This is a genomic window from Steroidobacter flavus (genome assembly GCF_042651805.1).
GTDB classification, from domain to species: Bacteria; Pseudomonadota; Gammaproteobacteria; order Steroidobacterales; family Steroidobacteraceae; genus Steroidobacter; species Steroidobacter flavus.
In genome coordinates, this window is sequence record NZ_JBHSDU010000015.1 from 1,493,860 (window position 1) to 1,516,486 (window position 22,627).

Consider the following 22,627-nt stretch of genomic DNA (forward strand, 5'->3'; position numbering starts at 1 on the left):
TCACTTCTTGCGCGCACTGGCCTCGCGAAACACGATCACCAGGCCGGTCATGCGACCTGAGTCATCACGAATCGGCGCGACGGAATCATCGATCGGTGTGCTGCTTCCGTCACGACGCGTGAGTGTCGCCTCGTCGATGTGTAGCACGATGCCTTCGCGCATGACTCGCTCAATGACGCTCGCCAGTGTCTCTCCAGACGCCAGGCGTATATTGAACACCTCGGTGACCGGCCGGCCGATGGCTTCGGGCTGCGCCCACCCAGACAGCCGTTCCGCCACCGGATTGAAGAAACTCACGCGCAGCTCGCTATCGATCGTGATGACAGCGTCGCCGATGCTGTTCATCGTCGCGGCGAGCCACCGTTCCATCTTTACTAGCTTCTGCTCCGCACGTCGGCGGCGGATGGCGGTTTCAAGCGTGGCCGCGAGCGAACGTTTGTCGAACGGCTTCACGATGTATCCGAACGGCTCCGTGGCGGTCGCCTCCTTGAGCGTTGCCGAGTCCGCGTGTGCGGTCAGGAACACCACCGGCACATCGAACTCATTGCGGAAGCGTCGCGCCACGTCGATGCCGGTGAGCGATCCTTTGATATGGATATCGACCAGCGCGAGATCCGGTCTCACGACGCTGACATATGAGAACGCATCGGCCGCGTTGTCCACGACGCCGCCCACGTCGTAGCCGAGCTGCCTGAGCCGCATGGACAATTCTTCCGCGACCAGACTCTCGTCCTCGATCACGAGTATGCTGGGCGCCGTCATTGATCCTGTCCCCGACCGATTGGAAAAGTGATTGAAATCGCCGTGCCCGGGCCGCTGCCGATCGACAGCCGCGCATCGAGCTGCTTCACGAGATTGCGCACTATGGTCATGCCAAGCGTTCGACCGGTTCGAATGCTGTCGGCCTGCACGCCGCCGACACCATCGTCGGCCACCTCGATCCACACATGATCGTCCTCGCAGCGGCGCACCGAAACGCTCAGCAGTCCGGCGGCGCGACCCTTGAACGCGTGCTTCAGCGAGTTCGTCATCAGTTCGTTGATGATCAAGCTGGCTGGAACGGCGCGCTCGATGTCGATCGCGATCGGCTCGACCGTGAATTGAGTTCTGATGGCGGGACCGACGCATTCGCTGATCAGCATCGTCGCGATTTCACGTGTGAGATCGCCCAGGTCGATACGCTGCAGATCCTTCGCGCCATACAGCTTCTCGTGCACCAGCGCCATGCTCATGACTCGCTGGCGGCAATCCTCGAGCGGCGATTGCGCCTCCGCCACGGCCTTGTCCGCCTGGAGTGCCAGCATGCTCGCCACCACCTGCAGATTGTTTTTGACACGATGGTGGATTTCTTTCAGCAGGATCTCCTTCTCCTGCAGCGACTCGCGCAGTCGTTGCTCCGTCTCCCGTCTCAACGTGATGTCGCGCACCGCCGCGACTGTGAAACTGTTGCCCCGGAGCTTCACCGGGCTCAACGCGATTTCCACCGGCACTTTCGTGCCGTCGCGCCGCTGCGCCATGAGCTCGCGCCCGTCTCCCATGAATCGCGAGCTGGGCGCCGCTGCGAATTTTTCGCGAAGCATGGCATGCGTGTGGCGTACTTCAATCGGCGTCAGAAGATCCACCGTCTCACCGAGCAGTTCCGCGCGCGTGTAGCCGAATTGCTTTTCCGTCATGTCGTTCGCCAACACGATGCAACCTTTCGCGTCGACGATCAGCATCGCATCCGGCGCCGCTTCCAGAATGCCGCGAACCATTTCTTCGGAGCGCGCACTCGCCGCCAATGCACCGGCCAGTTCGCGTCTGGAGTGCAGCGCCCATGCCATCAAAACCGAGAGGACAGAGCCGATGATGATCGTCACCTCCGGCGTCATGGACTCGGGCGTGGCAGCGAACTGCTGGATCAACGCTCCGCCGAGCGATCCAGTGCATGCGAGCCCCCAGATGAGCGCCGCCCACGGCGCCCAATGCGGCAACAACTTCTCTTCAGGACGAGTCGCGAGCGCACCGAGCGCGGCAGCCGCGATGACGAACGATCCGGCGGCATGGATGGCCACACCGGCCAGCGCACCCCATAAATAGGCAACTGGCGTCTGTGTCGCGTAACCGATCAGCGCGGTGACCGAGACACCGGAAACGATGGAGGCAACGATCCCGACGAGCGTCGAGCGCGCCCGCGATTCTCGAAAGCTCACAATGAACAGTCCGGCAGCGCAGGCCGCGAGCAGCGAAGCAGTGACAGGCGACATTCTCCCCGGCGTCGAGCCAGGCTCGACCATGAACGCCCGCACGAAGAGCTGATCGATGTGCAGGTTGATCTGCAGAAGATATTGAGCCGCCGTGGCACCACCGATCGCGAACACAAACAGCGCACAAGCCCGCGCCGCTCTCCTCGCTCCATGCACCAGCAACGCCGCGCCCACGCCGAAAACCGCGAGTCCCAACGCCGCGTTGAACTTCATCGGCACCCAGCCCGGGCGCAATTGAATCAGCGTGGCGTCGCCGATGATCCATCCAACACAAACCGCGAGCCCAAGCGCAAGCAGCGCGAGTGCCGCGAGGTTCACTATCAACTTTCTAAGGAAGCCCCTGTCGCCAGCCTCACCGAGCTGCGACACCTGCACACGATCCGGATAACGCACTTAGCTCTTCTTGTTACTGCGATCCGGCCCTGGATCTGGAACGCCGTCAGAAGATCAAGGCTATGTGAGCCCGCTTGCGGTGCGTACGAGATATCTCCTGAATAGCCCAGGGGAACTTCCCTATTGACCGGGCAAACGTGAAGGGACGCACATTCGGGTCAGGCGGAGTCACCGCGTGCGGATCGAGTTGAGTCCTGGGACACCCCCAATACGTTACGCAGCGCTGACCATTTCCCCACTCTTCGCCCAAAGCCGCTTGGCTTTGTGAGCATCGAGCGCATACGACCTTACGCCGTCGGCAAACGGGTTGGGCGTGTCATCGATCGGCGCGACTGCGCAATCTTCGAGATAGCGTCCGCCGATTTCATCTTTGTCGGCCACGACGGCCGCCCAGACCGACGTTGCGGCGGCCTGCGAGATTTCTTTCAGCTCCGCGGGCGGCAGGCCCGCAGCGGCGCGAGCTTTACCAACAGTCTCGAACAGACCTTGCAAGGCTTCCTGCGAGAAATGGCGCGGAAGATCGGTGAGACTGTTCCCAGGCATCACTGAGGCAGCTCGAATGCCACGATTGCGATGCCGCTGATCAAACTCCACCGCGAACAGCGACGTCGCCGTTTTCGAGCGACCATAGGCGACGAACGGCTCGTAGGGTTGTCGTTCAAAATTCGGATCGTCCAGATCGATATCGGCGACGCGATGCGCTTGCGACGACAGCATCACCAGGCGCCCGTTGTCGGCGAGCAGCGGTGCAATCCGCGTGATCAACGCGAAATGTCCCAGATAGTTGGTCCCGAATTGAACTTCGAAGCCGTCGACCGTCCGACCGAACGGCGTGGCCATGACCCCAGCGTTGGCGATGATGGCGTCGAACCGCTGGCCGTTAGCTAACAACTTATCCGCGCAGGCGCGAACGCTCTGCAAGGATGCGAGATCGAGCTCGATCAACTCGAGACTACCGCCTCCGCTCGACGCGGCGTCACGAATCGCCGCAGTGGCCCGCTCCGCTTTATAAACATTTCTGACCGCGCCGACCACGCTGGCACCGTGCGAGACCAGCGAGCGGGCGGTTTCGAGACCGATACCCGACGATGCGCCCGTGATGAGAAATCGCTTGCCCTTCAGATCGAGGCCGGCAAGCACTTCGTCAGCACTCGACTTTGCACCGAATTTCCGGGTCATCTCTGTTCCTTTCATGAGAGTGGCAGCTGGGAAGATTTCAGATGGCCAGGCCGCCGGCCACGTCGATGACGCCACCGGTCATGTAGCCTGCATTCGGGCCCGCGAGAAAACACACGAGCGCCGACACTTCCTCGAGTGTCGCGATCCGCCGGATGGGGTGCAGAGACAGAAGCGCGTCGGGCACGCCATCGCCCAGCACTTCCGACGACATGTCCGTCGGCATGATGCCGGGCTGGATGGTGTTGACCGTGATGTTGCGCCCGCCGAGATCGCGGGCGACGCCCCTCGCATAGCCTGCGATCGCCGCCTTGGTGCCCGCATAGTCGGCGGCGCCAGCGAACGGAACATGGCCGCCCAGTAGCGAGCCGATGAAGATGATCCGGCCGCCATCCGACAGCACCGGCGCTGCCGCGCGCGTGGTGGCTACCGTGCCGAGGACATTGATCTGCCACTGGCGATCGAGACTGGCTGTGTCGAGCTCGGGATCGTCGACCGATTTTCCCTGGACGGCGATCGCCGCGTTATTGATGAGAATATCGAGCTTGCCGAAGTGGGCGAGCACCGCCTCGATCAGCGGTTTGGCGGTAGCAGTGTCCGCCTGGTCGCTCTTGATCGCGACAGCGCGAACACCCTTTGCTCTCAGCTTCTCGACCACCGCGTCAGCCTTCTCGGTCGATGCCACATAGCTGATGGCAACGTCAGCCCCTTGCTCGGCCAGCGCCTCGGCCGTCGCCGCTCCCAGCCCACGCGATCCGCCGGTAACCAGCGCGACCTTGCCAATCAATGGTTTCTTCATGAAAAACAATGCTCTCAACGTATCTGAAACGCCCTTGCAGGGAACCAATCGCGAACCATAACGGTCGTTACGTAACGAACGGTATGGAATTGGACGGACGCCGTCAAGGGATTTAGTATCGATCGTTATGAAAAAGCCCGGGCCGATCTAAATGGGACGACAGCGCGAGTTCGATGCGGATGAGGCGTTGGAAGCCGCACTTTGCGTGTTCTGGCGCAAAGGCTACGAAGGCACGTCGTACACCGATCTCACGCAAGCCATCGGTGTCGAGCGACCTGCGCTCTACTCGGTGTTTGGCAACAAGGAGTCGCTGTTCCGCCGGGCACTGGAACGTTATTACGAGCACTACCTGGATTTCTTCCCCGCGGCGCTGGAGCTGCCGACGTCGCGAGAAGTGGCCGCACACATCCTTCGCGGGGCCGCCGAGCTGAATACACGTTATGCCGATAGAACCGGGTGTCTCGGAATCCACGGCGCTTTGGCTGGCTCGGACGATGCTGAACCTATTCGACGCGCGCTGGTCGATGCACGCGCGAGCGCAGAGGCATCGCTGCGAGATCGCTTCGAACGAGCGAAGCAGGACGGAGATTTGCCGGAGACGGCCAACGCTACTGCGCTAGCCGCGTACGTATGCGCGGTGCTCCACGGTATGGCGGTCCAAGCGAAGGCGGGCTTCAGTCGCGATGTCCTGGAAGCGGTTGTCGAGCAAGCCTTGTCGACCTGGCCATCGAGAACCAGGCCGCCCTAGGACCGCTGCAAATGTAACAACGCCGTCACCGTCAGACGCCATTCGCTTTGATCTTTCGGAGGCTTGAAGCCCTTTTCGATCCGCGCCGCGTGCAGAATCCTGGCTGGATAGACGATCGCGCTGTTGAATTTCAGTTCATTGGCGAACACCGCCTCAAACATCGGACTGTCTCCATTGATATAGTCTTGCTGAGGAGGGCCGTACATGCGCAGATCGCTATTGAGTGCGAGCTGGTAGTTACTGACATTTTCCTCAGTGATCTCTTCGTACCCCGTCCTTCGATGACGGTAGAACGCGGTGCCGGAAAATCTCGGGCCGCATAGATAAATCACGGCCGCCAGCAAGTTCGAGTCTGTCGAGTCGTAGTGAGGAATGCGCTGCAGGGACAGCAGGTCCTTGCTCGCAGTGGTCACAACAGAGAAGAAACTCACATCGCGGGCGATGACCAGGTGACTCTCCAGCATGTCATTGCGCTGAAGGATCGGCGTGAGCCAGGCGCGGAATGAGATTGAGAAGCTGTCGGGCATTGCGGCTCGTATGCCCGGGTAAAGATTGCTGCGGTCCTCGGCATACGATTGAGAGAAGCCCAGGGCAGCCAGGCCATGGGGATCGTTCAGAACATTGTCGATGACGCTCACTTTGATACCGTGCCGACCGACACGTACCAGCTTGACCTCCGCATCGGGATTGAATGCGAATGAGGTCATATCGTGCGGCCCGCTAGCGCGCGTTACCCTGCCATGCGCGACTCAGAGCAATGCGCTGGTTCTTGAGTCGAATGAGCTTGAATAGTTGTCCGCTGGCGATCATCACGGCATAGAGCAGATCGAGGTAGCCGGCTTGCCACAGGCCGGCGATTTTCGCTTCGTCGAGTTGCCTGAATTTCTCTTCGTCGAGCCCGTACAGTCCCTGGACTTGCAGCGGGCTGCCATCATCCAACACGATGTCGAGCACGATAGGAGCCAGCAAATCCAAATCAAGCAGGGTTGCGACAAACTGCTCGGTCGCCGCCCTCCCCGCGACCAGTTCCCCCAGGATGGCCAATATCTCCTTGAGATAGGCAGAGTCGCTGCCATCAGCATTCACTAGGACCCGGGTGCCAGAGCCGTCCAGACAGGGATGATCGAGATCGATGCACAGCTCGTTGTCGGCGCCGACGTAAAAAGGCTGTCGTCGTACGTTCAATGGCACATACGCCACATCCAGCTCGGTGCCGGACCAGAACAGATTTTCTTCGAGCCCCAAGCCGCTCAGCACATAGGGAGCAAACCGTGCGGTCTCAGGATGCTTTGCAAACACAATGGGATATTGAGTCGCGGCTTTGCGGAACTCGCCCATGACAATCGGGATCAGGTGTTGACGGGCCGCACCGGCTTCGACCCGATCCGCGCGGATCCGCAATCCCTGATGTTCGCTGCGCGATAGCTCGACTAGATGCATCCTTCGATTCCTAGATCTTCTGCAGCCCCAGCGCTTTGATCTTATCGATCAGCTCCCGATTTCTCGGCAGCGCCTTGGTCCATCTCGCCTTGAGCGTTTCGTTCTGCGCGAAGGCCCGCTGGGCGCCGCCGATGTCGCGATCCAGCGGCTGATGGCGGATATCCGTTCTGAAGCCCATGCCGAACAGCACGTATTGATAGCTGGCCGCAGGAAACATCTCGCAGTTGCTGGTGAAATCCTGATCGCCCGGCGCCCGATAGCGCCACAGCGCCATCTGGTCCTTCAAGCTCTGCGGAATGCTCGCGGGATCGCGGTTGTCGATCCAGAATGCCGAATCGGTGCGTCGACTCAGAATGTAGTGCAGCTTCAGAAAATCGATGATCCGGTCCCAGCGATACTGAGTCGTCTTGTTATAACGATCGGCGACGATCGCCATCGTCTCGCGCGTTGCCGGCAGCATGGTGGCGATCATGTCGGCCGAGAGCTCGATCAGCACCAGCGCCGAGGCCTCGAGCGGTTCCAGGAATCCGCCCGAGAGACCGACCGCGACACAGTTTCCTTTCCAGAACACCTGACGATGTCCGCAAGCAATCTTGATCTCTCTGGGCTGCAGATCGCGCCCTCTGTCTCCCACATAGGCGCGTAGCTCACCAAGCGTGGCATCGGCAGTCGTGTGATTGCTCGAATAGACGTAGCCCACGCCGCGCCGGCTTTGCAGCCCGATGTCCCAGATCCAGCCGTGCTTCTGTGCGGTCGATACCGTATAGGGGACGATGTCGCTTCGTTCGTCGTCATAGGGCACCTGCAGGGCCAGCGCGCGATCGATAAAGAGCACATCGCTGCGATCCACGAACGGCACGCCCATCGTCTCGCCCAGTAACAGGGACCGGAATCCGGAAGCATCGACGAAGAGATCGGCGGCGAGGCGACCGGACTTGCGAGTTTGCACAGAATCGATGTCGCCCGCGTCATCTCTGATGACCTCGGTCACATCATCGACGATGTGACGAACGCCAAGCTTCTTCACGCAATGATCGCGAATGAAACCTGCGAACCGGCCGGCGTCCAGATGATAGGCGTAGTTGGCAACGCCGGCATATTCGGGGGTCGTGATCAATTTGGGCGCAAGCCCCAACTCACACACGGCCTCTTGAAAACAGACGGCGTTGGAGAACGAAGGCGCCTGCGGCTGCGCCTCCGAATATTTCATCCAGTAAGGCGCGAGGTCGAAGCTCGGAAAGCCCTCCGGCAACATCAGCGGATGGTAATAGAAGTCCGACGCCTCACCGGTCACCCACCGCGCGAACTTCGCGCCGTGCTTGAACGAGGCGTTACACTCGCGAAAAAAATCCGTCTCCGAGATGCCCACCTTCTTCAAGGTCGAGCGCATCGTCGGCCAGGTGCCCTCGCCTACCCCGATGATGCCGATGGTTTCGCTTTCAACCAGCGTAGTCTCGAGACCGGACGCGTGGCGAGCCGCGATGATGGCGGCGGTCAGCCATCCCGCGGTTCCACCGCCGACGATGCAAATGGATCGAATCGGACGCTCCATGACCCCATCTTATGCGATCAGAATTGGGCCCGAACGCCGATCTTGTAGCGGCGGCCGCTGTCCTCCGCATACAGAAACTGATCCTCGTAATAAGCGTACTTCAGGACCGGCCGATTGGTCAGATTGACGCCTTCCACGAACACCCCGAGGGTTTCGTTGATGTGATAAGTCGCACTGGCATCCAGCTGATAGCGACCGCGAACCTGCGTGACCGCCTGGCCGGCGCCGTTCAACGGCGGTGGCGAGAGATATTGCAGGAAGTTTTCACGCCAGTTGAGCGCCATACGCGCTTCGAAATTGCTCCGGTTATCGTAAAACAACACGCCATTGGCCGAGTTGGACAGCCCGGTCAGCGCGAATTTGTTGGTCAGATCCTGCGGATCCAGGTCCTTGTCGCTATGGGCGAGCGTGCCATTCAGCTGGACGCCAAAGCCGCTGTCGCCGAACGACTGCTGAATCCCCGCTTCCAATCCGTACACCTGCGCATTCTCTCCGTTCGTTGGCGCGGTGATGGTGAACTGCGCCGGCTGTCCGGTCGCTGGATCGAGCAAAGGTGTCCCGGAAGCATTGTTCACCACGCCGGTCGTCTGGTTCAGCACGATGAAATTGCTCACGTCCTTGTAGTACACACCCACCGAAATGAAATTGGCGCGGCCGTAATAATATTCGAACGAAAGATCCAGGTTGTTGGATCGAAACGGCTCCAGATCCGGCGTGCCACTGGCCGCCGCGAAATTGCCCGGCCGCAAGGTCACCAGCGTCGTGACCGGTGAAAGCTGCTCTAGCGTCGGGCGCGTCATCGTCTGGCTCGTGGCGAAGCGCGCGGTGATTTCATCCGTCAGCGCCCACTTGAACGACAGGTTGGGCAGGATATCGGTGTAGTGATTCGATTGGGTCACGGTGGCCGTGCCGGCGGTGGCAACGCCGTATTGAGTGGCGTCGTTGGCAAGCCTCGTCAGCGCGACGAAGTTGGTCGCAAGACCGCTGATATCCGCTTGCGTATTCTCGACACGCACGCCCACCACGCTGCTGAAGGATCGACCGCCCAGGCTGCCTGCAAACACCGCTTGCAGATAGCCACCGTAGACTTTCTCCTCCACCAAAGAATCGTTCACTTTGGGCGGCGCGAATGTAAAACCGGGCGTGAGGGCCTGTTGCTCCCGGGTGATCGCGTCAAACAAAGACTGTCCGTCGAAAGTGAGCCACTGAGTGGTGAGGCGATCCGCACCGCTGATACCGGACAAGAAGCCGCCACCCGCGTTGAATACGCCGATGGGGACACTTGCCGGAGAGGGATTGTTATAACCGCACGTCGTGCATCCCGTGCCGCCGTCATTCGAATAGAGCGCAGTATCCTTCTTGTCGCGAGAAAACAAACCGCCCAGACGCAAGCTGGTCAGTCCCTCGTTCGCATCGTCACCCTCCACCGCGAGATCGGCGCGCAACTGAGTCACTTCGTCATCGACGCCATAGCCGCGATAAAGCATCACGTGCTGGAACATCGGCTCCGTGCCACCGGCTACACCGGCGTTGGCACCACTGCTCGGTCTCACGAAGCCGGTGGTAAACGGCAGGACCGACCCGTCCGATTGATATCGAATCGTTTGTCCGGTGTATCCGAGCAATGCCAGCTCGCTTTCCGCCCCGCCATTCGGATCTTCCTTGGCTCGCGAGAAGCTGCCGTCCAGATTGAGCGTCATGCGATCCGAGATCTTCCATTCGGCATTGAGACCGGTCGCGGTCAGACGAGTCTTCTTGTCGAACGCCTTGTCGTGGAAGTCCGAAGCCATGCCGACACCTTGGGTCAGGTCGATCGCGGTGCCATTGGCGTCGGTGACGACGTTGGTCAGGTTGGACGGCGTGAACCAATGGCCGAACGATCGCGCGTCCGTCGTATTGGTAAAGCGCGAATAGAGCGTGTCCGCCGTAATCGTCAGATCGTCATTGGGCTTGTATTGCAGGACCAAGGTGCCGCCCACGCGCTTGCGATCTTCGAACGTCACTTTGGTGTCGAAGTTTTGCGGGACGAACAGATTGGCTTGCGGATTTGACGCGGTCGCCTGCACCCCCGCGCCGCCATTGATCTGCGCAGCCGGCGTACCGCCATTGACGATCCAACCGTCGGTCTGCGCCTGATTCAGCCGATCCTTGCGGCGCTGATAGCTGCCCGACGCCAGAATCCCCAGGCGCCCATCGAAGAAACGGTCGCTGATCAGAAATGCCGCATCCGGCGAGGTGTCCTCGGAATTGTCCTCGTAATTCACATCCGCCGACGCAGAGAGTTTGAATCCGCGATAGTCGAAGGGCCGCGCCGTCCTGACGTTGATGGCCGAGCCCACGCCACCGGACTGAAGATGGGCCACCGAAGACTTGAACACCTCGACGCCAGCAATGAGCTCCGACGCGAGCGTATCGAACGAAAAGGCTCGCCCGCTCGCCTGCGACGGGTCCGTGGGTGTCGCAATCTGTCGCCCGTTGAGCAACACGGTATTGAATTCAGGTCCAAAGCCGCGAACCGTGACAAACGCACCTTCACCGCCGGAGCGATCGATCGACACGCCCGTAATTCGTTGCAACGACTCTGCGAGATTGGTGTCTGGCAGCTTGCCGATATCTTCGGGTGAAATAGCATCGACAATTCCCAACGAGTCGCGCTTGATCGACATGGACGTTTCGAGCGATTGGCGCAGACCGGTCACGACCACTTCCTGAATGGTTTCGCCGGGCGTCGATGACTCCTGCGGCTCACGAGCTGGCGGGGTTTGCGCCTGAGCCAGCCGGATGAAACCTGAATGCCCGCCGGGCACCGTAGACGAGGTGGAAGGCGAAGCGGGCGTGTCGCTGCTCGTAGCGTCCGCACGCTTTTTCTCGATGGCGACTGGACGAATGGTCGCGGTATCTTCTCCGCTGTAGATCGCGACCAGGCCTGTCCCTCGTAACATCTGCTCCAGCGCCGCGCGCTTTTCGAGCTGCCCGGACACCGGGTTGGCAGTCGCGCTTCGGACCACATCGTAGCGATAGAGCAATTGCATCTTCGCCTGAGCGGCGAAATTCTTCAGCGCATCCGGCAGAGGCTGGGGGCCGATGTCAAATTGTGCTGGATCGGCATTCGCGCTGCCCGGCGCCGCCAGCAGCAGCCCCGACGTGCAGGCCAACGCCTGCAGAATCGCCAATCTGACCAACCGATTGGTCGCTCTCATGCCCCCTCCTTGGATGCTCGCGTCTTATGATTCTCACTCTCTGCAGTTAAAACGACCCGCGAGCCGCCCGATCCCCCTACTCGATTTCTATTCAGTCACCGCTTCGATGTAAACATGATCCGCGCCGGGCCGCCGGATCCGAGCGCCGAATCCATCCTCCAGCATTTTCAGCAATGCTTCCGCCCCTTCGGGACTGGTCTGAAAAGTCCCGCCCACGGGCAACTCACGCAGCGAATCGTCCACCACTTCGATTGTGAGCGGCGTGTATCGCATCAGCTCATTGACGACGTTGCCAAGCGGCTCATCGTGGAAATACAAGCTCTTTTGTCGCCAGGCCAGCGAACGGTTGAGCTCCGCTGTATTCAAAGCGCGGATCACATCGGCGCTGCCTCGTGCGTCAGCTTGCTCACCTGCGGTCACCGCTGCTGCCGATTTAGCATATGAAGCGTCCGAGGGGGGCAACTTGCCGCCGCCCGCATCCACCACCTTGACCGTGCCCTCGCTGACCGTGACCTGCACTCCGGCCGGTCGCAAGTAAACATTGAAGGCCGTACCGACCGCACGCACCCAGCGATCGCCGGCGTGCACCCAGAACGGCCGACCCGCATCGTGAGCCACGTTGAAATAAGCCTCGCCGCGTTCCAGATAGATCACCCGGCTTCCCGGGCTATAGTCGACATCGACCCGACTGTTGGTATTGAGATTGAACGAGGAGCCATCGGGCAACGTCACCGCCACCTGCTCACCCACCGCCGTTTGAAAGCGGGTGTCCGCTTGTTGTTTGTAAAAGCTCCAGACCGTGCTGAGAACGACCGCTGCAACGGTCGCCGCCAATACGCCGGCCAGCCAGCGCGATGACTGTGCCTGTCGAGTCGTGGCGGCATTCATCGCTTGACCGAAGTACACCGCCCGAACGAGCGGGCCGGTTTTGACCAGCTCATTCCAGGTCGCCTTCAGGTCGGCATAAGCCTTCACATTGCACGGATGAGCACGCAGCCACGCCTCGAAACGCGCGCGATCGTCGGGGGTCACGTCGTCAGCGTTCATGCGGGCAATCCAGTCGCTCGCCTCGCGCTCGGTGTCTTTCGGATTCGGCAGCCGATAAAGCTCACCCATAGTGCCGTCTCGTCGCTCCATAGTGGAGCTGCAGATAGCGATTGGTTTCGCGTATGCCGCGCGAGATATGTTTCTCGACGGTCTTCACCGAGATGCCGAGACGGTCCGCAACCTCCCGGTACGAGCACTCATGAAATACGCGCAGCGTGAATGCCGCGCGACATTGCGGAGGCAGCCGATCGATGGCCTGTTGGATGAGCCGGTTGCGCTCATCTCGCAGCAGCCCCGACTCCAGCGACTCCTGTTCAACCTCGCCCGACAGCTCATCGGCGCTCGACAGTGCATCGCGCTCCACCGTCCGTCGATGGCGAATCTCGTTGGCGGCCAGATTGCGCGCCGTGGAAAAGAGAAAGGCTCGGGGCGTAACGATGGAGTCGCGTTCGCGATAGGTCCGAAGAAACGCTTCCTGGACGATTTCTTTGGCCGTCTCGCTGGAGCGCACGAAGCGCCGGATGTATCGAAGCAGCGCCTGTCGACTCTCGGCGAAGAGCTTGCTGAAAGTCTCGGTGGGAGAGTCTGAGGTTGGCGTCATTGCCGTAGGTGCGATCCGTCTGAGCCACCCTACCCCTTCCGTGGGCACCACGGCAACTATGCCAACTCACATGGGGGATTTCAGCAGCTCGGGTGTCGAACGTGCGCACGGAACAACTTCCGGAGGTACAGTATTGACCATCACGCCCTAGCGAGGTGGTCTCATGGCCCTGTCTCCGTTGGCCGGCAAGCCGGCCCCCAAGGAATTGCTGATCGATCCCGCGCAGCTCGAGCGTGAATACTACGCACGCCAGCCCGATCCGACCGATCCGACTCAGCTGGTCAGTTTCGGGACCAGCGGCCATCGCGGCTCACCGCTGACTGGCTCGTTCAACGAAGCGCACATTCTTGCGATCGCTCAAGCCATCTGCGACTACCGGCGCACTCAGGGGATCAGCGGGCCGTTGTTCGTCGGCCGAGACACACATGCGGTGTCCGCCCCGGCGCAGCGCACCGCCTTGGAAGTGTTTGCCGCCAACGGCGTCGAGACCGTCATCCAGAGCGACAATGGCTTCACTCCGACACCCGCGATATCGCGGGCCATTCTCGTGCACAACCGTGGCCGGACGGAGCGCTTGGCGGACGGCGTTGTGATCACGCCTTCGCACAACCCGCCCGCGGATGGCGGCTTCAAATACAACCCGCCGCATGGCGGACCGGCCGACTCCGACGTGACCGGCTGGATTCAAGCACGAGCCAACACGCTCCTGCGTGAAGGCAATCGAGGGGTCAATCGCGTATCGCCTGCGGCGACCGGCATTCGCGAGCAAGACTTCGCCGCAGCGTATGTGGAAGACCTTCGGCATGTCATCGATATGGACACGATCCGCGACGCTCGACTGAAACTCGGGGTGGATCCGCTCGGCGGCGCCGCCGTGAATTATTGGGAGCCGATCAATCGCGTTTACGGAATAAACATCGACGTGGTCAACCCGCGAGTCGATCCCACGTTCGCGTTCATGACGGTGGATCACGACGGCAAGATCCGCATGGATTGCTCGAGCCCCTACGCGATGGCGAGCCTGCTCGGCTTGAAGGATCGCTTCGACGTCGCATTCGCCAACGACACCGATGCCGATCGCCACGGCATCGTCACGCCGTCGGCCGGTTTGCTGAATCCCAACCACTATCTCGCGGTCGCAATTCGCTATCTGTTGTCACATCGCCCGAACTGGAGCACGCGCGCGGCAGTCGGCAAGACCCTCGTGTCGAGCAGTCTGATCGACCGCGTGGTGGCCACCTGCGGACGGCGGCTGTTCGAATCGCCGGTGGGATTCAAATGGTTCGCGCCGGGGCTGCTCGATGGCTCCGTTTGCTTCGGCGGCGAAGAAAGCGCGGGCGCCAGTTTTCTGCGCCTGGATGGAACGGCTTGGAGCACCGACAAGGACGGGCTCATTCTCGCCCTGCTCGCGGCTGAAATCACGGCGCGCACTGGCAAAGATCCGGGCGAACACTATCGCGAGCTCACCGCCCAGTTCGGTACTCCCTTCTACACACGCATCGACGCGCCGGCGACGCCAGAACAAAAGGCACGCCTCGCGAATCTGTCTGCCGAGGCGGTGCGCGCCTCCACGCTTGCAGGTGAGCCAATCACTGGGAAGCTGACTCACGCGCCGGGCAACAACGCGTCGATCGGTGGACTCAAGGTCGTAACAGATACGGGCTGGTTCGCAGCGCGCCCCTCCGGCACCGAGAACCTTTACAAGATTTATGCAGAGAGCTTCCGCGATACGCGGCATCTGGAAATGTTGGTGGCCGAAGCCCAGCAGATCGTCACCGAATCCCTCAACCCAGCATCGGCCTGATCGTGACGTCGAGCAATTTTCCGCGTCGGAGCACGCGCGTCCGGACCTCGCGCGTCGCAAGCTCTGCGGTCAATAACCGATGCAAATGATCGAGACCCGCAATCGGCGCACCGTCGAAGTCGAGCAACACATCGCCCTTCTCGAGCTTCGAACGCGCGGCGGGTCCGTCTGACTGAATCTCGAGCACGAGAATGGCCGTCTGCATTTGCCGTTGCAGCGTCCGTTGAATGCGTCGATCGAGCGTAATTGTCTGGCCGGCGACGCCAAGACGACTGCGGCGTACGCGACCTTCGCGCATCAGCGTCGCCGCGACGTTCGCTGCGATGTCGATGCCAATCGCGAAACAGATTCCCTGCGCTCCACCGGCAATGGCGGTGTTGATCCCGACGACCCGGCATGCGCCGTCGACCAGCGGACCGCCGGAGTTTCCTGGATTCAGCGGCGCATCGGTTTGAATCACGCTTTCAACGAGTCGACCCGACTGGGTTCGTAAGCTGCGGCCGAGCGCGCTCACGATGCCCGCGGTCACTGTTGCCTGATAGCCAAGCGGATTGCCGATCGCGACCACGAGTTGCCCAACGCGCAAGGTCGACGACGTGCCGAGCGTCGCATACGCGAAACCGCTGCCCGTCAGGCGTAGCACGGCGATGTCGGTTGCGGGGTCGTCGCCTACGAGCGTGGCGCTCACTTCGCGACCGTCAGTCAGCGTGGCGGTGAGCTCGCTCGCACTGCCGGCCACGTGACTGTTCGTCAGCAAATATCCGTCTGGCGTGTAGAGCACGCCGGAGCCGACCCCGAGCGGGCGGCCATTCGACGCGCGAGCCGTGATGCTCGCGACTGCCGGGCTCACGCTATCGAACGCTTGTGCCACGAGCTCGGAGTATGGATCGAGCGCTTCTGGCTCGAGGCGAGGTGCGGGAATCATTTGCCGATATTCGCGCGACTCAGGGATGCGAGCACCTAGCCGAATGACCGGCTCCCCGGTCATCCGACCGATGGGCGCGACCGGACGCACGCGCGCAGGCTTGCACCCTACTGTCGCGGAGCCGCCCATGAACCTCGAATCGAACCCTCTGCAGCTGCATTCACAGGCCATCGAAGCCATCGTCGCGGCAGCGAAGACTCGCATCGTCGCGATTCGGAACGCCGCGCATCGACACGTCACCGGATTCGTTTGGCATCCGGATGCGATCGTCGCGTCTGAGCAGACCATCGGCGAGCGCGACGAATATGAGATCGTGGCCACGAACGGGCATTCATACCGCGCTCAGATCGTCGGTCGCGACGCGGGTACGAACGTTCTCGTCCTGCGACCGAGCGAGCGCATCGACGTGAGCCCGTATAGCCCGGCCCTGCCGACCCTCGGCGGCCTGGCGCTGGCGCTGGCGGCGAACGTCGACGGTACGCCGGCGGTGCGCATCGGCGGCGTACGTAGCGTCGGCGATGGCTGGTTCAGCCGGGCCGGCGGTCGCATCGATCAACGGATCACCCTTGATATTCGCCTTCATCGCACCGAAGAAGGAGGACCGGTGGTCGATGCAATGGGTGCCTTGATCGGCATGTCGACGCTCGGCCGCCCCGGCGAAGTGCTCGCGATCCCCACCGCGACGCTAGATCGCGTCGTGCCCCAATTGATCGCGAATGGACGCGTCGCCCGCGGCTGGCTGGGCGTTGCGCTACAGCCGATCGCCGTACCCGATGCGCTCGTCGAGCAGGCAGGCCAGCGGATCGCGATGATGGTCATGTCGCTCGCGGAGCAAGGGCCTGCCGCAACGGCTGGCGTGACGGTCGGCGATATTCTGTTGACGGTCGATGGCATCGCCTTACGCGGCATGCGCCCGCTCGCGGCGCGGCTGAGCGAAGAGAACATCGGCCAATCGGTGGAGGTCAGACTCATACGCGGCGGACATATCCTAAAACTGGACGCGCAGATCGGCACTCGTCCGTAATCCCGGCGATGCCGCTTCTCGTCGGCGTGCTGGCTACGGACGATGCGCGACGCGCGGCGCTGACTCAGCTCGTCGAAGACGCAGGTCATCGCGTCGTGGCGATGGCTGAGTCGGATGTGATCGTTTGCGATAAGAAACAAGCGTCGATGTCGCGACCGGCTCTCGTATTCAGCGACGAGAGTGCTTCGAGCGGCAATCGTCTGCCTTGGGATGCTTCGTCGAGCCAGGTCGATGCGGCGCTCCGTGCCCTGGCGGCCGGCTTGTCGATTCGACTCGCCCGTTCAGTTGCACGCCGCGGCTTCGAAGAACTCGCGGATTCGGCAGTTCAAAGCATCCTTACGCCACGCGAGCTCGATGTGATCGAAGCGATCGGCGCGGGGCTCAGCAATAAAGCCATCGCGCGCGAACTCGAGATCTCGCTCCACACCGTCAAATTTCATATCGAATCGCTGTTACGCAAGCTCGGAGCACGCACGCGGGCGGAGGCCGTCGCAAAGGCGATGGAACGGCGGAGGAAAGAGACCGTCGAGCTGTGAACTGATCAGCCCGAGCTTGGCCTGGGCTTGTGCAGATCGCCGCGGAGCGTGTCGGCGTATGTACCGAAGCAACACAGGCTTCCATATTGACTGAATGAATAGAGCCCGATCGTGCCGGGGTCTTTCTCCAGCCCTTCGGGCAAGGGGTGCGGCACGGCGCGCCGGAGAAGATGGTTCTTGATCAGGTAGTCCACCTGACGAACCGCCAGCCCGGGCCCGCCGTCAATCGCTTCGACGGGCGCCCAGATCGTTTCTATCGCGAGTGTATTCGCGGTGGTCGAAAAATCCGCGCAGAACACCAGCGCATCGGTCCAGCTTCGGCAGAAGTACAGCCTGCTGCCATACAAATAAATATCCCACTTCTGCTCCATGCGCTGCGCCTTGAAGAGCACGCCATCCGCGGTTCCGCCGCCGGGATACACGAGCCGATGCTCGATCGCCGTCGCGCCCTCCGGCATTTGCCCCACGTGATTTGCGCCCACGCTCTTCCTGAGCGCGACGAACTTATCCGCGACGTCCTTATCGTTGGTCGTCGCCCGCATCGCACGGACGAATGCCAGACAGTCGTAACCGTCGACGGTGAACGGATTCCTCGGATCGTCCTTGCCGAGCCAGCGAACTTCACTCATGCATCCACGCTCGTTTGCATCTCTAGCACCCGTTGTATTTGCTGACTGCGCCGCCGTTCGAGCAGCCAGATTAGAGCCCATGGAACGCCACCGAACACCGCCGCCGCGGTGCCTCCGTTCATCAGAACTTCGCCCGTCAGGCCTCGCGTACGAATCCAAGGCTCGAAGATCACGATGGCAACCGCGAGCAACAGTATCAGGATTCCAACCACCGGACCGAGCCACACGCGAAACCGCCGCTGAAACGGCGCCCCAACGTACCGTCCCATGGGTCATCCGCACTGAACTGCCGCAGCACCTTGACCTGCGTCGGCGAGCGCATCCATAGCATGCCAGACTCCTTTCCTTGTTATCAGCCGCGAAACTAGATGGACTCGTCGGTTCCCGCAAGCGTTCCGCGCGCTGCCCTTTTGAGCGAGGCAGCGCGCGGGGAAAATTCGGAGAATGCGCCGCTTGGATCGGCACCTGGCAGCGCTATGCGTACGACCTTTGGGCAAACCTCCGCGTTCAGAATTACAACTTATGCACTGACCCTCGGTGCCCTGTGGCTGTCGAGCCCCGCAGCCCTGGCGGCGCGCCGGCCCTGTGACTGCGATAATCTCGAGCAGGTCGAAGAGCACATCGCTCAGCAGGAATTCCTTCGCAAGCTGTTCCAGCAGTGGGAGGAGTACATGCCGACCTCGTTGAACACGCCCGAGGACGTGCGGCAACGGGCGCTTACGTTGTTTCACCTAACGTTCTATGGCGTGCCCACGGAAGTGCCCCAGGGCACAGGGTCCGGCGCCGGCGCGGCGTATGGGACATTGCTGGATCCGGACGAGCACTGCCCGCTCGTCAAGTATCTTTACGATGAGAAGGGCAACGCGATCATCCGGGAGACGCAGCGATCCCGCGAGGAGCACCGCAATCCGCCGCAGCTCGAACAAGCATGGGAGCGCATTACCGAACGGGAATACCCGAGCCGCGAATGCGCAGCACTCGTGAGATTCACATTGGCGCACGAGCGACATCATCAGCACACCTGTCAGAGCCCCAGCACGCCGAAGTCCAACTGGGAGAATGCGCGGTTTTTCGTGAAGAACGATCGGGAGGCGTACGAGGCGGGTCTGGACATTCTGTACGCCGAGCGTGATCGATTGAAGCGTCAGTGCGAGAAACATCCGCCGCGTGACGGGCGCTGGCGTGGCACGCTCAAGTACGCCTACGTCTACCACACGTTCAATTCGGAAATCCTGGAGAAGGGTTCGAACAACGTGTATCTCGACGCCACGGGCGAGTCACAAAGGGGCGAGCGCAGAACCGTCCGCGCCCGGGCGAGCATCGACGCGCCATCCGGCGGCGGCAATATCAAACTCCCCTATCGCGCCTCGCGCCAGGAAGCGTGGTTCAACAAGATTCTGTGGGAGATGCCGGGCGAATGCGGCTGGTATAAAAAGACGAACTGGAAGTTCGACGCCGGCAACGAGATGCGCTCGGAGGCCAACATCAGCGGCACAGCTGATGGCGAGCTGCGAATCGACGAAACGTCCGGCACCCTGACCATCGAATATGACGTGCCCCAGATGCCTGAAGGCACGCACACCCGGCACGACTGGACCAAGCCCGAAGGCACTTGCGGGGAACGGACGGACCGGAAGAGCGACACGACGCAGGGGCGCGTGCAGACCATGCCGGGCGTCAGCGTATCGATGAAGGTCACGATCGACCCGAAGCATCCGAACGATGTCGACGTCGTCCGGATCGAAACCGACGGCACCGGCAAGGGCCAGCACTACTGGGCGCTGCAACTGCATCGCCAGCCTGCGGAGTGATGCCATGACCAGCGCTCGCATCTACGCACTCGCGTGCATCTCGCTTGCCGTCCTGACTGCGTGTGGCAAGGGCGAAGTGACACCGGCCGAGCACAACGGTGAACGCCCTACCGCCGCGAGGCCATCGTCGGAACAATCGTTTGACGAGGCAGCCGTTGCCACCAAGGAAATCCACCTCACCGAGGAAATCGTCGATCCGGATGCAAACGAGCCGCTCGCATCGGACGACGAAGATACGATCGATGTTCCTGCGGCCACACCCACAGACAGCATCACGCTCGCTAACACGCAGGGCGAAGTGACGTTTCGGACGATGCAGACGTCCAGCCTGAGAGCGACCGACGCTCAGGCCACGCTCGCCGAGCAGGTCGCACGCCACAACAGAGAAGTTCGCCAGGGAGCATCGTCAGGTTCGACGGAGACGGCAGGATCGGCGTCGGAACCGGCACCGCCGGACGCGACCGCTTCATCGAGCAACGCGGTGCCCGCCGCACCGTCCACACCCGTCGCTCAAGACAGCAAGCCGTCGACACCGCCACCCGCGCCCGTCGATGAAAAGAAAATCCTCGCGGATCCGCTAGGCCAATGGGCATCGAGCGCCGTGGCGAGCTCGACGTACGCGCAAACAACCGGCGAGAAGGCCGGCTACTCCGCGTGGCAGGCCACCGGCGCACCCAACGTTTCGCGCTACTCCGACGATCCAGCGGCGTGGACCACCAAGTCCGGCGATTCCAAAGTGCCCGAATGGTTGGAAGTGAAATTCGGCAAACCGGTGTACGCAAGCGGCTTGCGCATCCGTCAGAGCGCTGCGCCTGGCGTCATCAGCAAGCTCGAGCTGAGGGACGCCGACGGCGCCTTCCACGAGATGTGGAGCGGCACGGACACCACGCCGTATGAGAAGAATACGATCGGCTGGCTGATCAAAGAGTTTCCGAAAACATCCTTCCTGGTGACCGGCGCTCGCATCACATTGGAAACGGCCCGCGTTTGGGGATGGAATGAGATCGACGCCGTGCAGCTGGTCGGCGAGCCCTAGCTATCTCACACCACGAGCCCGTTCTCCAGCCGCACGATCCGATCGGCGACATCGAAGTAGCGGTCGTCATGAGAAATCACGACGACCGATTTACCCTCCTCGCGCAGCTCCGCCAGGACCTCACGGTAGAAAATGTTCTTGAACCCGGGGTCCTGGTCGGCCGCCCACTCATCGAACACCAGCACCGGGCGATCCTCGAGGCAGGCGACGACCAGCGCCAGTCGCTTGCGCTGACCATGCGACAGCGAGCGCGTGGTGAAGGCCCCCTCGCGCAATTGCACTTTGTGTAGCAGCTGCAACCGGGCCAGCAGGCGGTTGCCCCGCTCGTCCAGTTCCGGGCGGCGTTGTTCGAGCAGGCTGTCGAACAAATGAAAATCCGAGAACACCGCGGAGAACTGCTGTCGATACCGATCGCGATTGGCATCGTCGATGAGCTCGTCATTGAGCAGAATGGCGCCCGCCTCCGGCGGATACAGGCCGACCAGAACTTTCGCCAGCGTCGTCTTGCCGCTGCCGTTGCCCCCCACGAGGAACGTCACTTCACCCGGCGCGAAGCGCAGGTCGATGGGACCGACGTGAAACGACTCGTTGCTCTGCGGATCGTGATATCGATGCCGGATCGATTGCAGCTCGATACTTCGCAACGCCCCCTCGGACACGGCGGTAACTTCGAGCTCGGTGGACTTCATACCACGCACCAGCGCCTCGATGCGTTCGGCGGCGACCTTCACCAGGTTGGCATTCGGAATGCTGACCAGCAGCGCCTGCAAGGGGCCGACCATATAGACCATCACCAACGCAAACCCCGTCAACACCCGCGCGCGATCGGGAATGTCGCCGGCGATGACAAACAACACCAGGCCCAGGAAGGCGTAGATCAGAAAATTGCCCCAGCTGGAAGCCGCGACGAACAGCGACATGCCCACCGTCCTCTGGCGCCGCACACTCTCGATGGACCGGCTCAGGACCGAGTCGCTGAAGAAGCGGCGCTTGGCGCGATTGAGGCGCAATTCCTTCGCCCCTTCCGTAAGCGATCGAAAGTGCTCGAATAACCGCTCCTGCTCGGCGGTGCCCGAGCGCAGATAGTTGATCGCCTTCAGATGCGCGAGGTGATAACCGAAAGCACCGAGCGCGACGAACGGCAGCGTGACCAGGAAAATCCTCGGCGACAACACCATGAGGTAGATCAAACATCCGACAACGATTGCGCCACTGGTCAACAGCGCCGGCACGCTCACAAAAAACTGGGTCACGCTCGCGGTGTGCTCCGACAACGCCGATTGCACCGACGCGGAACCGACGCGCTCCAGATACCTGAACGGCGCCTGCATCACCTGACCGCTGATGTACTCGCGCAGCTCCGCGCCGGCCCGTTGCCGCAAGTTCTGAAACAACATCGCAGAAAACATATGAGCACACATCGCCGCGACGGCCGAGAGCGCAAATTTCAAACCCTGCAATGGCGCGGTGGTCTGGGCGGCCAGCACTACGTTGATCTGGCTGACCAGGAACACACTGCAGGAGCCGGATATCACGCTGGCAATCGCCGCAGCGAGCAGCGCCCCACGGAAACGCCGGATCAGAAATGACAGCACGGAAACATCGTGGAGCCGCATGCTGCGTCAGACGAACCAGCGGTGCGTATGTTTAGTCGGCCCCG

Annotated in this window: 20 protein-coding genes; 6 read left to right on the forward strand and 14 right to left on the reverse strand. The window is 61.5% G+C overall.

All coding sequences use genetic code 11. The features are described 5' to 3' along the window. From ACFPN2_RS33925 to ACFPN2_RS33940, 4 genes are all read right to left on the reverse strand, one after another. Entirely contained in the window at positions 1–762 is a 762-nt protein-coding gene (locus tag ACFPN2_RS33925; protein WP_380605046.1) for an ATP-binding response regulator, read from the reverse strand. Further along, positions 759–2,639, reverse strand: a complete 1,881-nt coding sequence (locus ACFPN2_RS33930) for a sensor histidine kinase (protein ID WP_380605048.1) — start codon at positions 2,637–2,639, stop codon at positions 759–761. The genes ACFPN2_RS33925 and ACFPN2_RS33930 overlap by 4 nt, the downstream gene beginning before the upstream one ends. A 213-nt stretch (positions 2,640–2,852) precedes the next feature. Then, positions 2,853–3,818 carry an SDR family NAD(P)-dependent oxidoreductase gene (locus ACFPN2_RS33935; RefSeq protein ID WP_380605050.1) on the reverse strand — a complete coding sequence of 322 codons (966 nt, stop codon included), beginning with the start codon at positions 3,816–3,818 and terminating at the stop codon, positions 2,853–2,855. A 37-nt stretch (positions 3,819–3,855) separates the two neighbouring features. Continuing rightward, a complete protein-coding gene (locus ACFPN2_RS33940; protein WP_380605052.1) occupies positions 3,856–4,614 on the reverse strand; it encodes an SDR family NAD(P)-dependent oxidoreductase in 759 nt (252 codons plus the stop codon). Positions 4,615–4,765: 151 nt separating this feature from the next. Here ACFPN2_RS33940 and ACFPN2_RS33945 point away from each other — a divergent pair, with 151 nt between their 5' ends. Then, complete coding sequence (locus ACFPN2_RS33945) at positions 4,766–5,362, forward strand: TetR/AcrR family transcriptional regulator (RefSeq protein WP_380605054.1); 597 nt, start codon at positions 4,766–4,768, stop codon at positions 5,360–5,362. On the opposite strand, the gene ACFPN2_RS33950 is transcribed toward ACFPN2_RS33945, so the two are convergent. The 6 genes from ACFPN2_RS33950 to ACFPN2_RS33975 form a co-directional block, all read right to left on the reverse strand. After that, the gene (locus ACFPN2_RS33950) at positions 5,359–6,069 is read right to left on the reverse strand and encodes a DUF6445 family protein (protein ID WP_380605056.1); all 711 of its coding nucleotides are present in this window, start codon (positions 6,067–6,069) and stop codon (positions 5,359–5,361) included. The genes ACFPN2_RS33945 and ACFPN2_RS33950 overlap by 4 nt on opposite strands. A 13-nt stretch (positions 6,070–6,082) precedes the next feature. Beyond that, positions 6,083–6,802, reverse strand: coding sequence for a SapC family protein (locus ACFPN2_RS33955; RefSeq protein ID WP_380605058.1), 720 nt, complete (start codon positions 6,800–6,802; stop codon positions 6,083–6,085). 10 nt (positions 6,803–6,812) lie between these two features. Beyond that, positions 6,813–8,354: a tryptophan halogenase family protein gene (locus ACFPN2_RS33960; protein WP_380605060.1), complete on the reverse strand. Its 1,542-nt coding sequence runs from the start codon at positions 8,352–8,354 to the stop codon at positions 6,813–6,815. A 17-nt stretch (positions 8,355–8,371) separates the two neighbouring features. Further along, on the reverse strand, positions 8,372–11,554 hold the full coding sequence (locus ACFPN2_RS33965) for a TonB-dependent receptor (RefSeq protein ID WP_380605062.1): 3,183 nt from the start codon (positions 11,552–11,554) through the stop codon (positions 8,372–8,374). Between the two features lie 87 nt (positions 11,555–11,641). Then, complete coding sequence (locus tag ACFPN2_RS33970; protein WP_380605064.1) at positions 11,642–12,670, reverse strand: FecR family protein; 1,029 nt, start codon at positions 12,668–12,670, stop codon at positions 11,642–11,644. Next, a complete protein-coding gene (locus ACFPN2_RS33975; RefSeq protein WP_380605066.1) occupies positions 12,663–13,202 on the reverse strand; it encodes an RNA polymerase sigma-70 factor in 540 nt (179 codons plus the stop codon). Before ACFPN2_RS33975 ends, ACFPN2_RS33970 begins: the two co-directional genes overlap by 8 nt. Positions 13,203–13,365: 163 nt before the next feature. On the opposite strand from ACFPN2_RS33975, the gene pgm reads away from it, so the two are divergent. Then, complete coding sequence (gene pgm, locus ACFPN2_RS33980) at positions 13,366–15,006, forward strand: phosphoglucomutase (alpha-D-glucose-1,6-bisphosphate-dependent) (RefSeq protein WP_380605068.1); 1,641 nt, start codon at positions 13,366–13,368, stop codon at positions 15,004–15,006. On the opposite strand, the gene ACFPN2_RS33985 is transcribed toward pgm, so the two are convergent. Next, the gene (locus tag ACFPN2_RS33985; protein ID WP_380605070.1) at positions 14,987–15,931 is read right to left on the reverse strand and encodes a S1C family serine protease; all 945 of its coding nucleotides are present in this window, start codon (positions 15,929–15,931) and stop codon (positions 14,987–14,989) included. The two genes, pgm and ACFPN2_RS33985, sit on opposite strands and share 20 nt — an antisense overlap. 127 nt (positions 15,932–16,058) lie before the next feature. Here ACFPN2_RS33985 and ACFPN2_RS33990 point away from each other — a divergent pair, with 127 nt between their 5' ends. Together ACFPN2_RS33990 and ACFPN2_RS33995 are read left to right on the forward strand one after the other, a co-directional pair. Then, complete coding sequence (locus tag ACFPN2_RS33990) at positions 16,059–16,955, forward strand: S1C family serine protease (protein ID WP_380605072.1); 897 nt, start codon at positions 16,059–16,061, stop codon at positions 16,953–16,955. Between the two features lie 8 nt (positions 16,956–16,963). Then, entirely contained in the window at positions 16,964–17,491 is a 528-nt protein-coding gene (locus tag ACFPN2_RS33995) for a helix-turn-helix transcriptional regulator (RefSeq protein ID WP_380605074.1), read from the forward strand. A 5-nt stretch (positions 17,492–17,496) separates the two neighbouring features. Here ACFPN2_RS33995 and ACFPN2_RS34000 read toward each other — a convergent pair whose 3' ends face one another. Both ACFPN2_RS34000 and ACFPN2_RS34005 read right to left on the reverse strand, forming a co-directional pair. Further along, positions 17,497–18,120 (reverse strand): hypothetical protein, encoded by a 624-nt coding sequence (locus ACFPN2_RS34000; RefSeq protein WP_380605075.1) that lies wholly within the window; start codon positions 18,118–18,120, stop codon positions 17,497–17,499. Further along, the gene (locus ACFPN2_RS34005) at positions 18,117–18,389 is read right to left on the reverse strand and encodes a hypothetical protein (RefSeq protein WP_380605077.1); all 273 of its coding nucleotides are present in this window, start codon (positions 18,387–18,389) and stop codon (positions 18,117–18,119) included. The genes ACFPN2_RS34000 and ACFPN2_RS34005 overlap by 4 nt, the downstream gene beginning before the upstream one ends. Before the next feature lie 207 nt (positions 18,390–18,596). Between ACFPN2_RS34005 and ACFPN2_RS34010 the strand changes: the two genes are divergently transcribed. Both ACFPN2_RS34010 and ACFPN2_RS34015 read left to right on the forward strand, forming a co-directional pair. Further along, entirely contained in the window at positions 18,597–19,931 is a 1,335-nt protein-coding gene (locus ACFPN2_RS34010) for a hypothetical protein (RefSeq protein WP_380605079.1), read from the forward strand. 4 nt (positions 19,932–19,935) lie between these two features. Next, positions 19,936–20,967 carry a hypothetical protein gene (locus tag ACFPN2_RS34015; RefSeq protein ID WP_380605081.1) on the forward strand — a complete coding sequence of 344 codons (1,032 nt, stop codon included), beginning with the start codon at positions 19,936–19,938 and terminating at the stop codon, positions 20,965–20,967. A 5-nt stretch (positions 20,968–20,972) separates the two neighbouring features. Here the strand turns inward: ACFPN2_RS34015 and ACFPN2_RS34020 are convergent, their stop codons facing one another. Next, entirely contained in the window at positions 20,973–22,562 is a 1,590-nt protein-coding gene (locus ACFPN2_RS34020) for a cyclic peptide export ABC transporter (protein ID WP_380605083.1), read from the reverse strand. Between the last annotated feature and the right edge of the window lie 65 nt (positions 22,563–22,627).

What these genes read in the sequence shown, in the direction of transcription:
- ACFPN2_RS33965 (WP_380605062.1), bottom strand. Translation starts at nt 11,554, where the DNA reads ATGAGAGCGACCAATCGGTTGGTCAGATTGGCGATTCTGCAGGCGTTG.
- ACFPN2_RS33990 (WP_380605072.1), top strand. Translation starts at nt 16,059, where the DNA reads ATGAACCTCGAATCGAACCCTCTGCAGCTGCATTCACAGGCCATCGAA.
- ACFPN2_RS33940 (WP_380605052.1), bottom strand. Translation starts at nt 4,614, where the DNA reads ATGAAGAAACCATTGATTGGCAAGGTCGCGCTGGTTACCGGCGGATCG.
- ACFPN2_RS33960 (WP_380605060.1), bottom strand. Translation starts at nt 8,354, where the DNA reads ATGGAGCGTCCGATTCGATCCATTTGCATCGTCGGCGGTGGAACCGCG.
- ACFPN2_RS33995 (WP_380605074.1), top strand. Translation starts at nt 16,964, where the DNA reads ATGCCGCTTCTCGTCGGCGTGCTGGCTACGGACGATGCGCGACGCGCG.
- ACFPN2_RS34015 (WP_380605081.1), top strand. Translation starts at nt 19,936, where the DNA reads ATGACCAGCGCTCGCATCTACGCACTCGCGTGCATCTCGCTTGCCGTC.
- ACFPN2_RS33970 (WP_380605064.1), bottom strand. Translation starts at nt 12,670, where the DNA reads ATGGGTGAGCTTTATCGGCTGCCGAATCCGAAAGACACCGAGCGCGAG.
- ACFPN2_RS33985 (WP_380605070.1), bottom strand. Translation starts at nt 15,931, where the DNA reads ATGATTCCCGCACCTCGCCTCGAGCCAGAAGCGCTCGATCCATACTCC.
- ACFPN2_RS33955 (WP_380605058.1), bottom strand. Translation starts at nt 6,802, where the DNA reads ATGCATCTAGTCGAGCTATCGCGCAGCGAACATCAGGGATTGCGGATC.
- ACFPN2_RS33950 (WP_380605056.1), bottom strand. Translation starts at nt 6,069, where the DNA reads ATGACCTCATTCGCATTCAATCCCGATGCGGAGGTCAAGCTGGTACGT.
- ACFPN2_RS33945 (WP_380605054.1), top strand. Translation starts at nt 4,766, where the DNA reads ATGGGACGACAGCGCGAGTTCGATGCGGATGAGGCGTTGGAAGCCGCA.
- ACFPN2_RS34000 (WP_380605075.1), bottom strand. Translation starts at nt 18,120, where the DNA reads ATGAGTGAAGTTCGCTGGCTCGGCAAGGACGATCCGAGGAATCCGTTC.
- ACFPN2_RS33935 (WP_380605050.1), bottom strand. Translation starts at nt 3,818, where the DNA reads ATGACCCGGAAATTCGGTGCAAAGTCGAGTGCTGACGAAGTGCTTGCC.
- ACFPN2_RS34010 (WP_380605079.1), top strand. Translation starts at nt 18,597, where the DNA reads ATGCGTACGACCTTTGGGCAAACCTCCGCGTTCAGAATTACAACTTAT.
- pgm (WP_380605068.1), top strand. Translation starts at nt 13,366, where the DNA reads ATGGCCCTGTCTCCGTTGGCCGGCAAGCCGGCCCCCAAGGAATTGCTG.
- ACFPN2_RS33925 (WP_380605046.1), bottom strand. Translation starts at nt 762, where the DNA reads ATGACGGCGCCCAGCATACTCGTGATCGAGGACGAGAGTCTGGTCGCG.
- ACFPN2_RS34005 (WP_380605077.1), bottom strand. Translation starts at nt 18,389, where the DNA reads ATGGGACGGTACGTTGGGGCGCCGTTTCAGCGGCGGTTTCGCGTGTGG.
- ACFPN2_RS33975 (WP_380605066.1), bottom strand. Translation starts at nt 13,202, where the DNA reads ATGACGCCAACCTCAGACTCTCCCACCGAGACTTTCAGCAAGCTCTTC.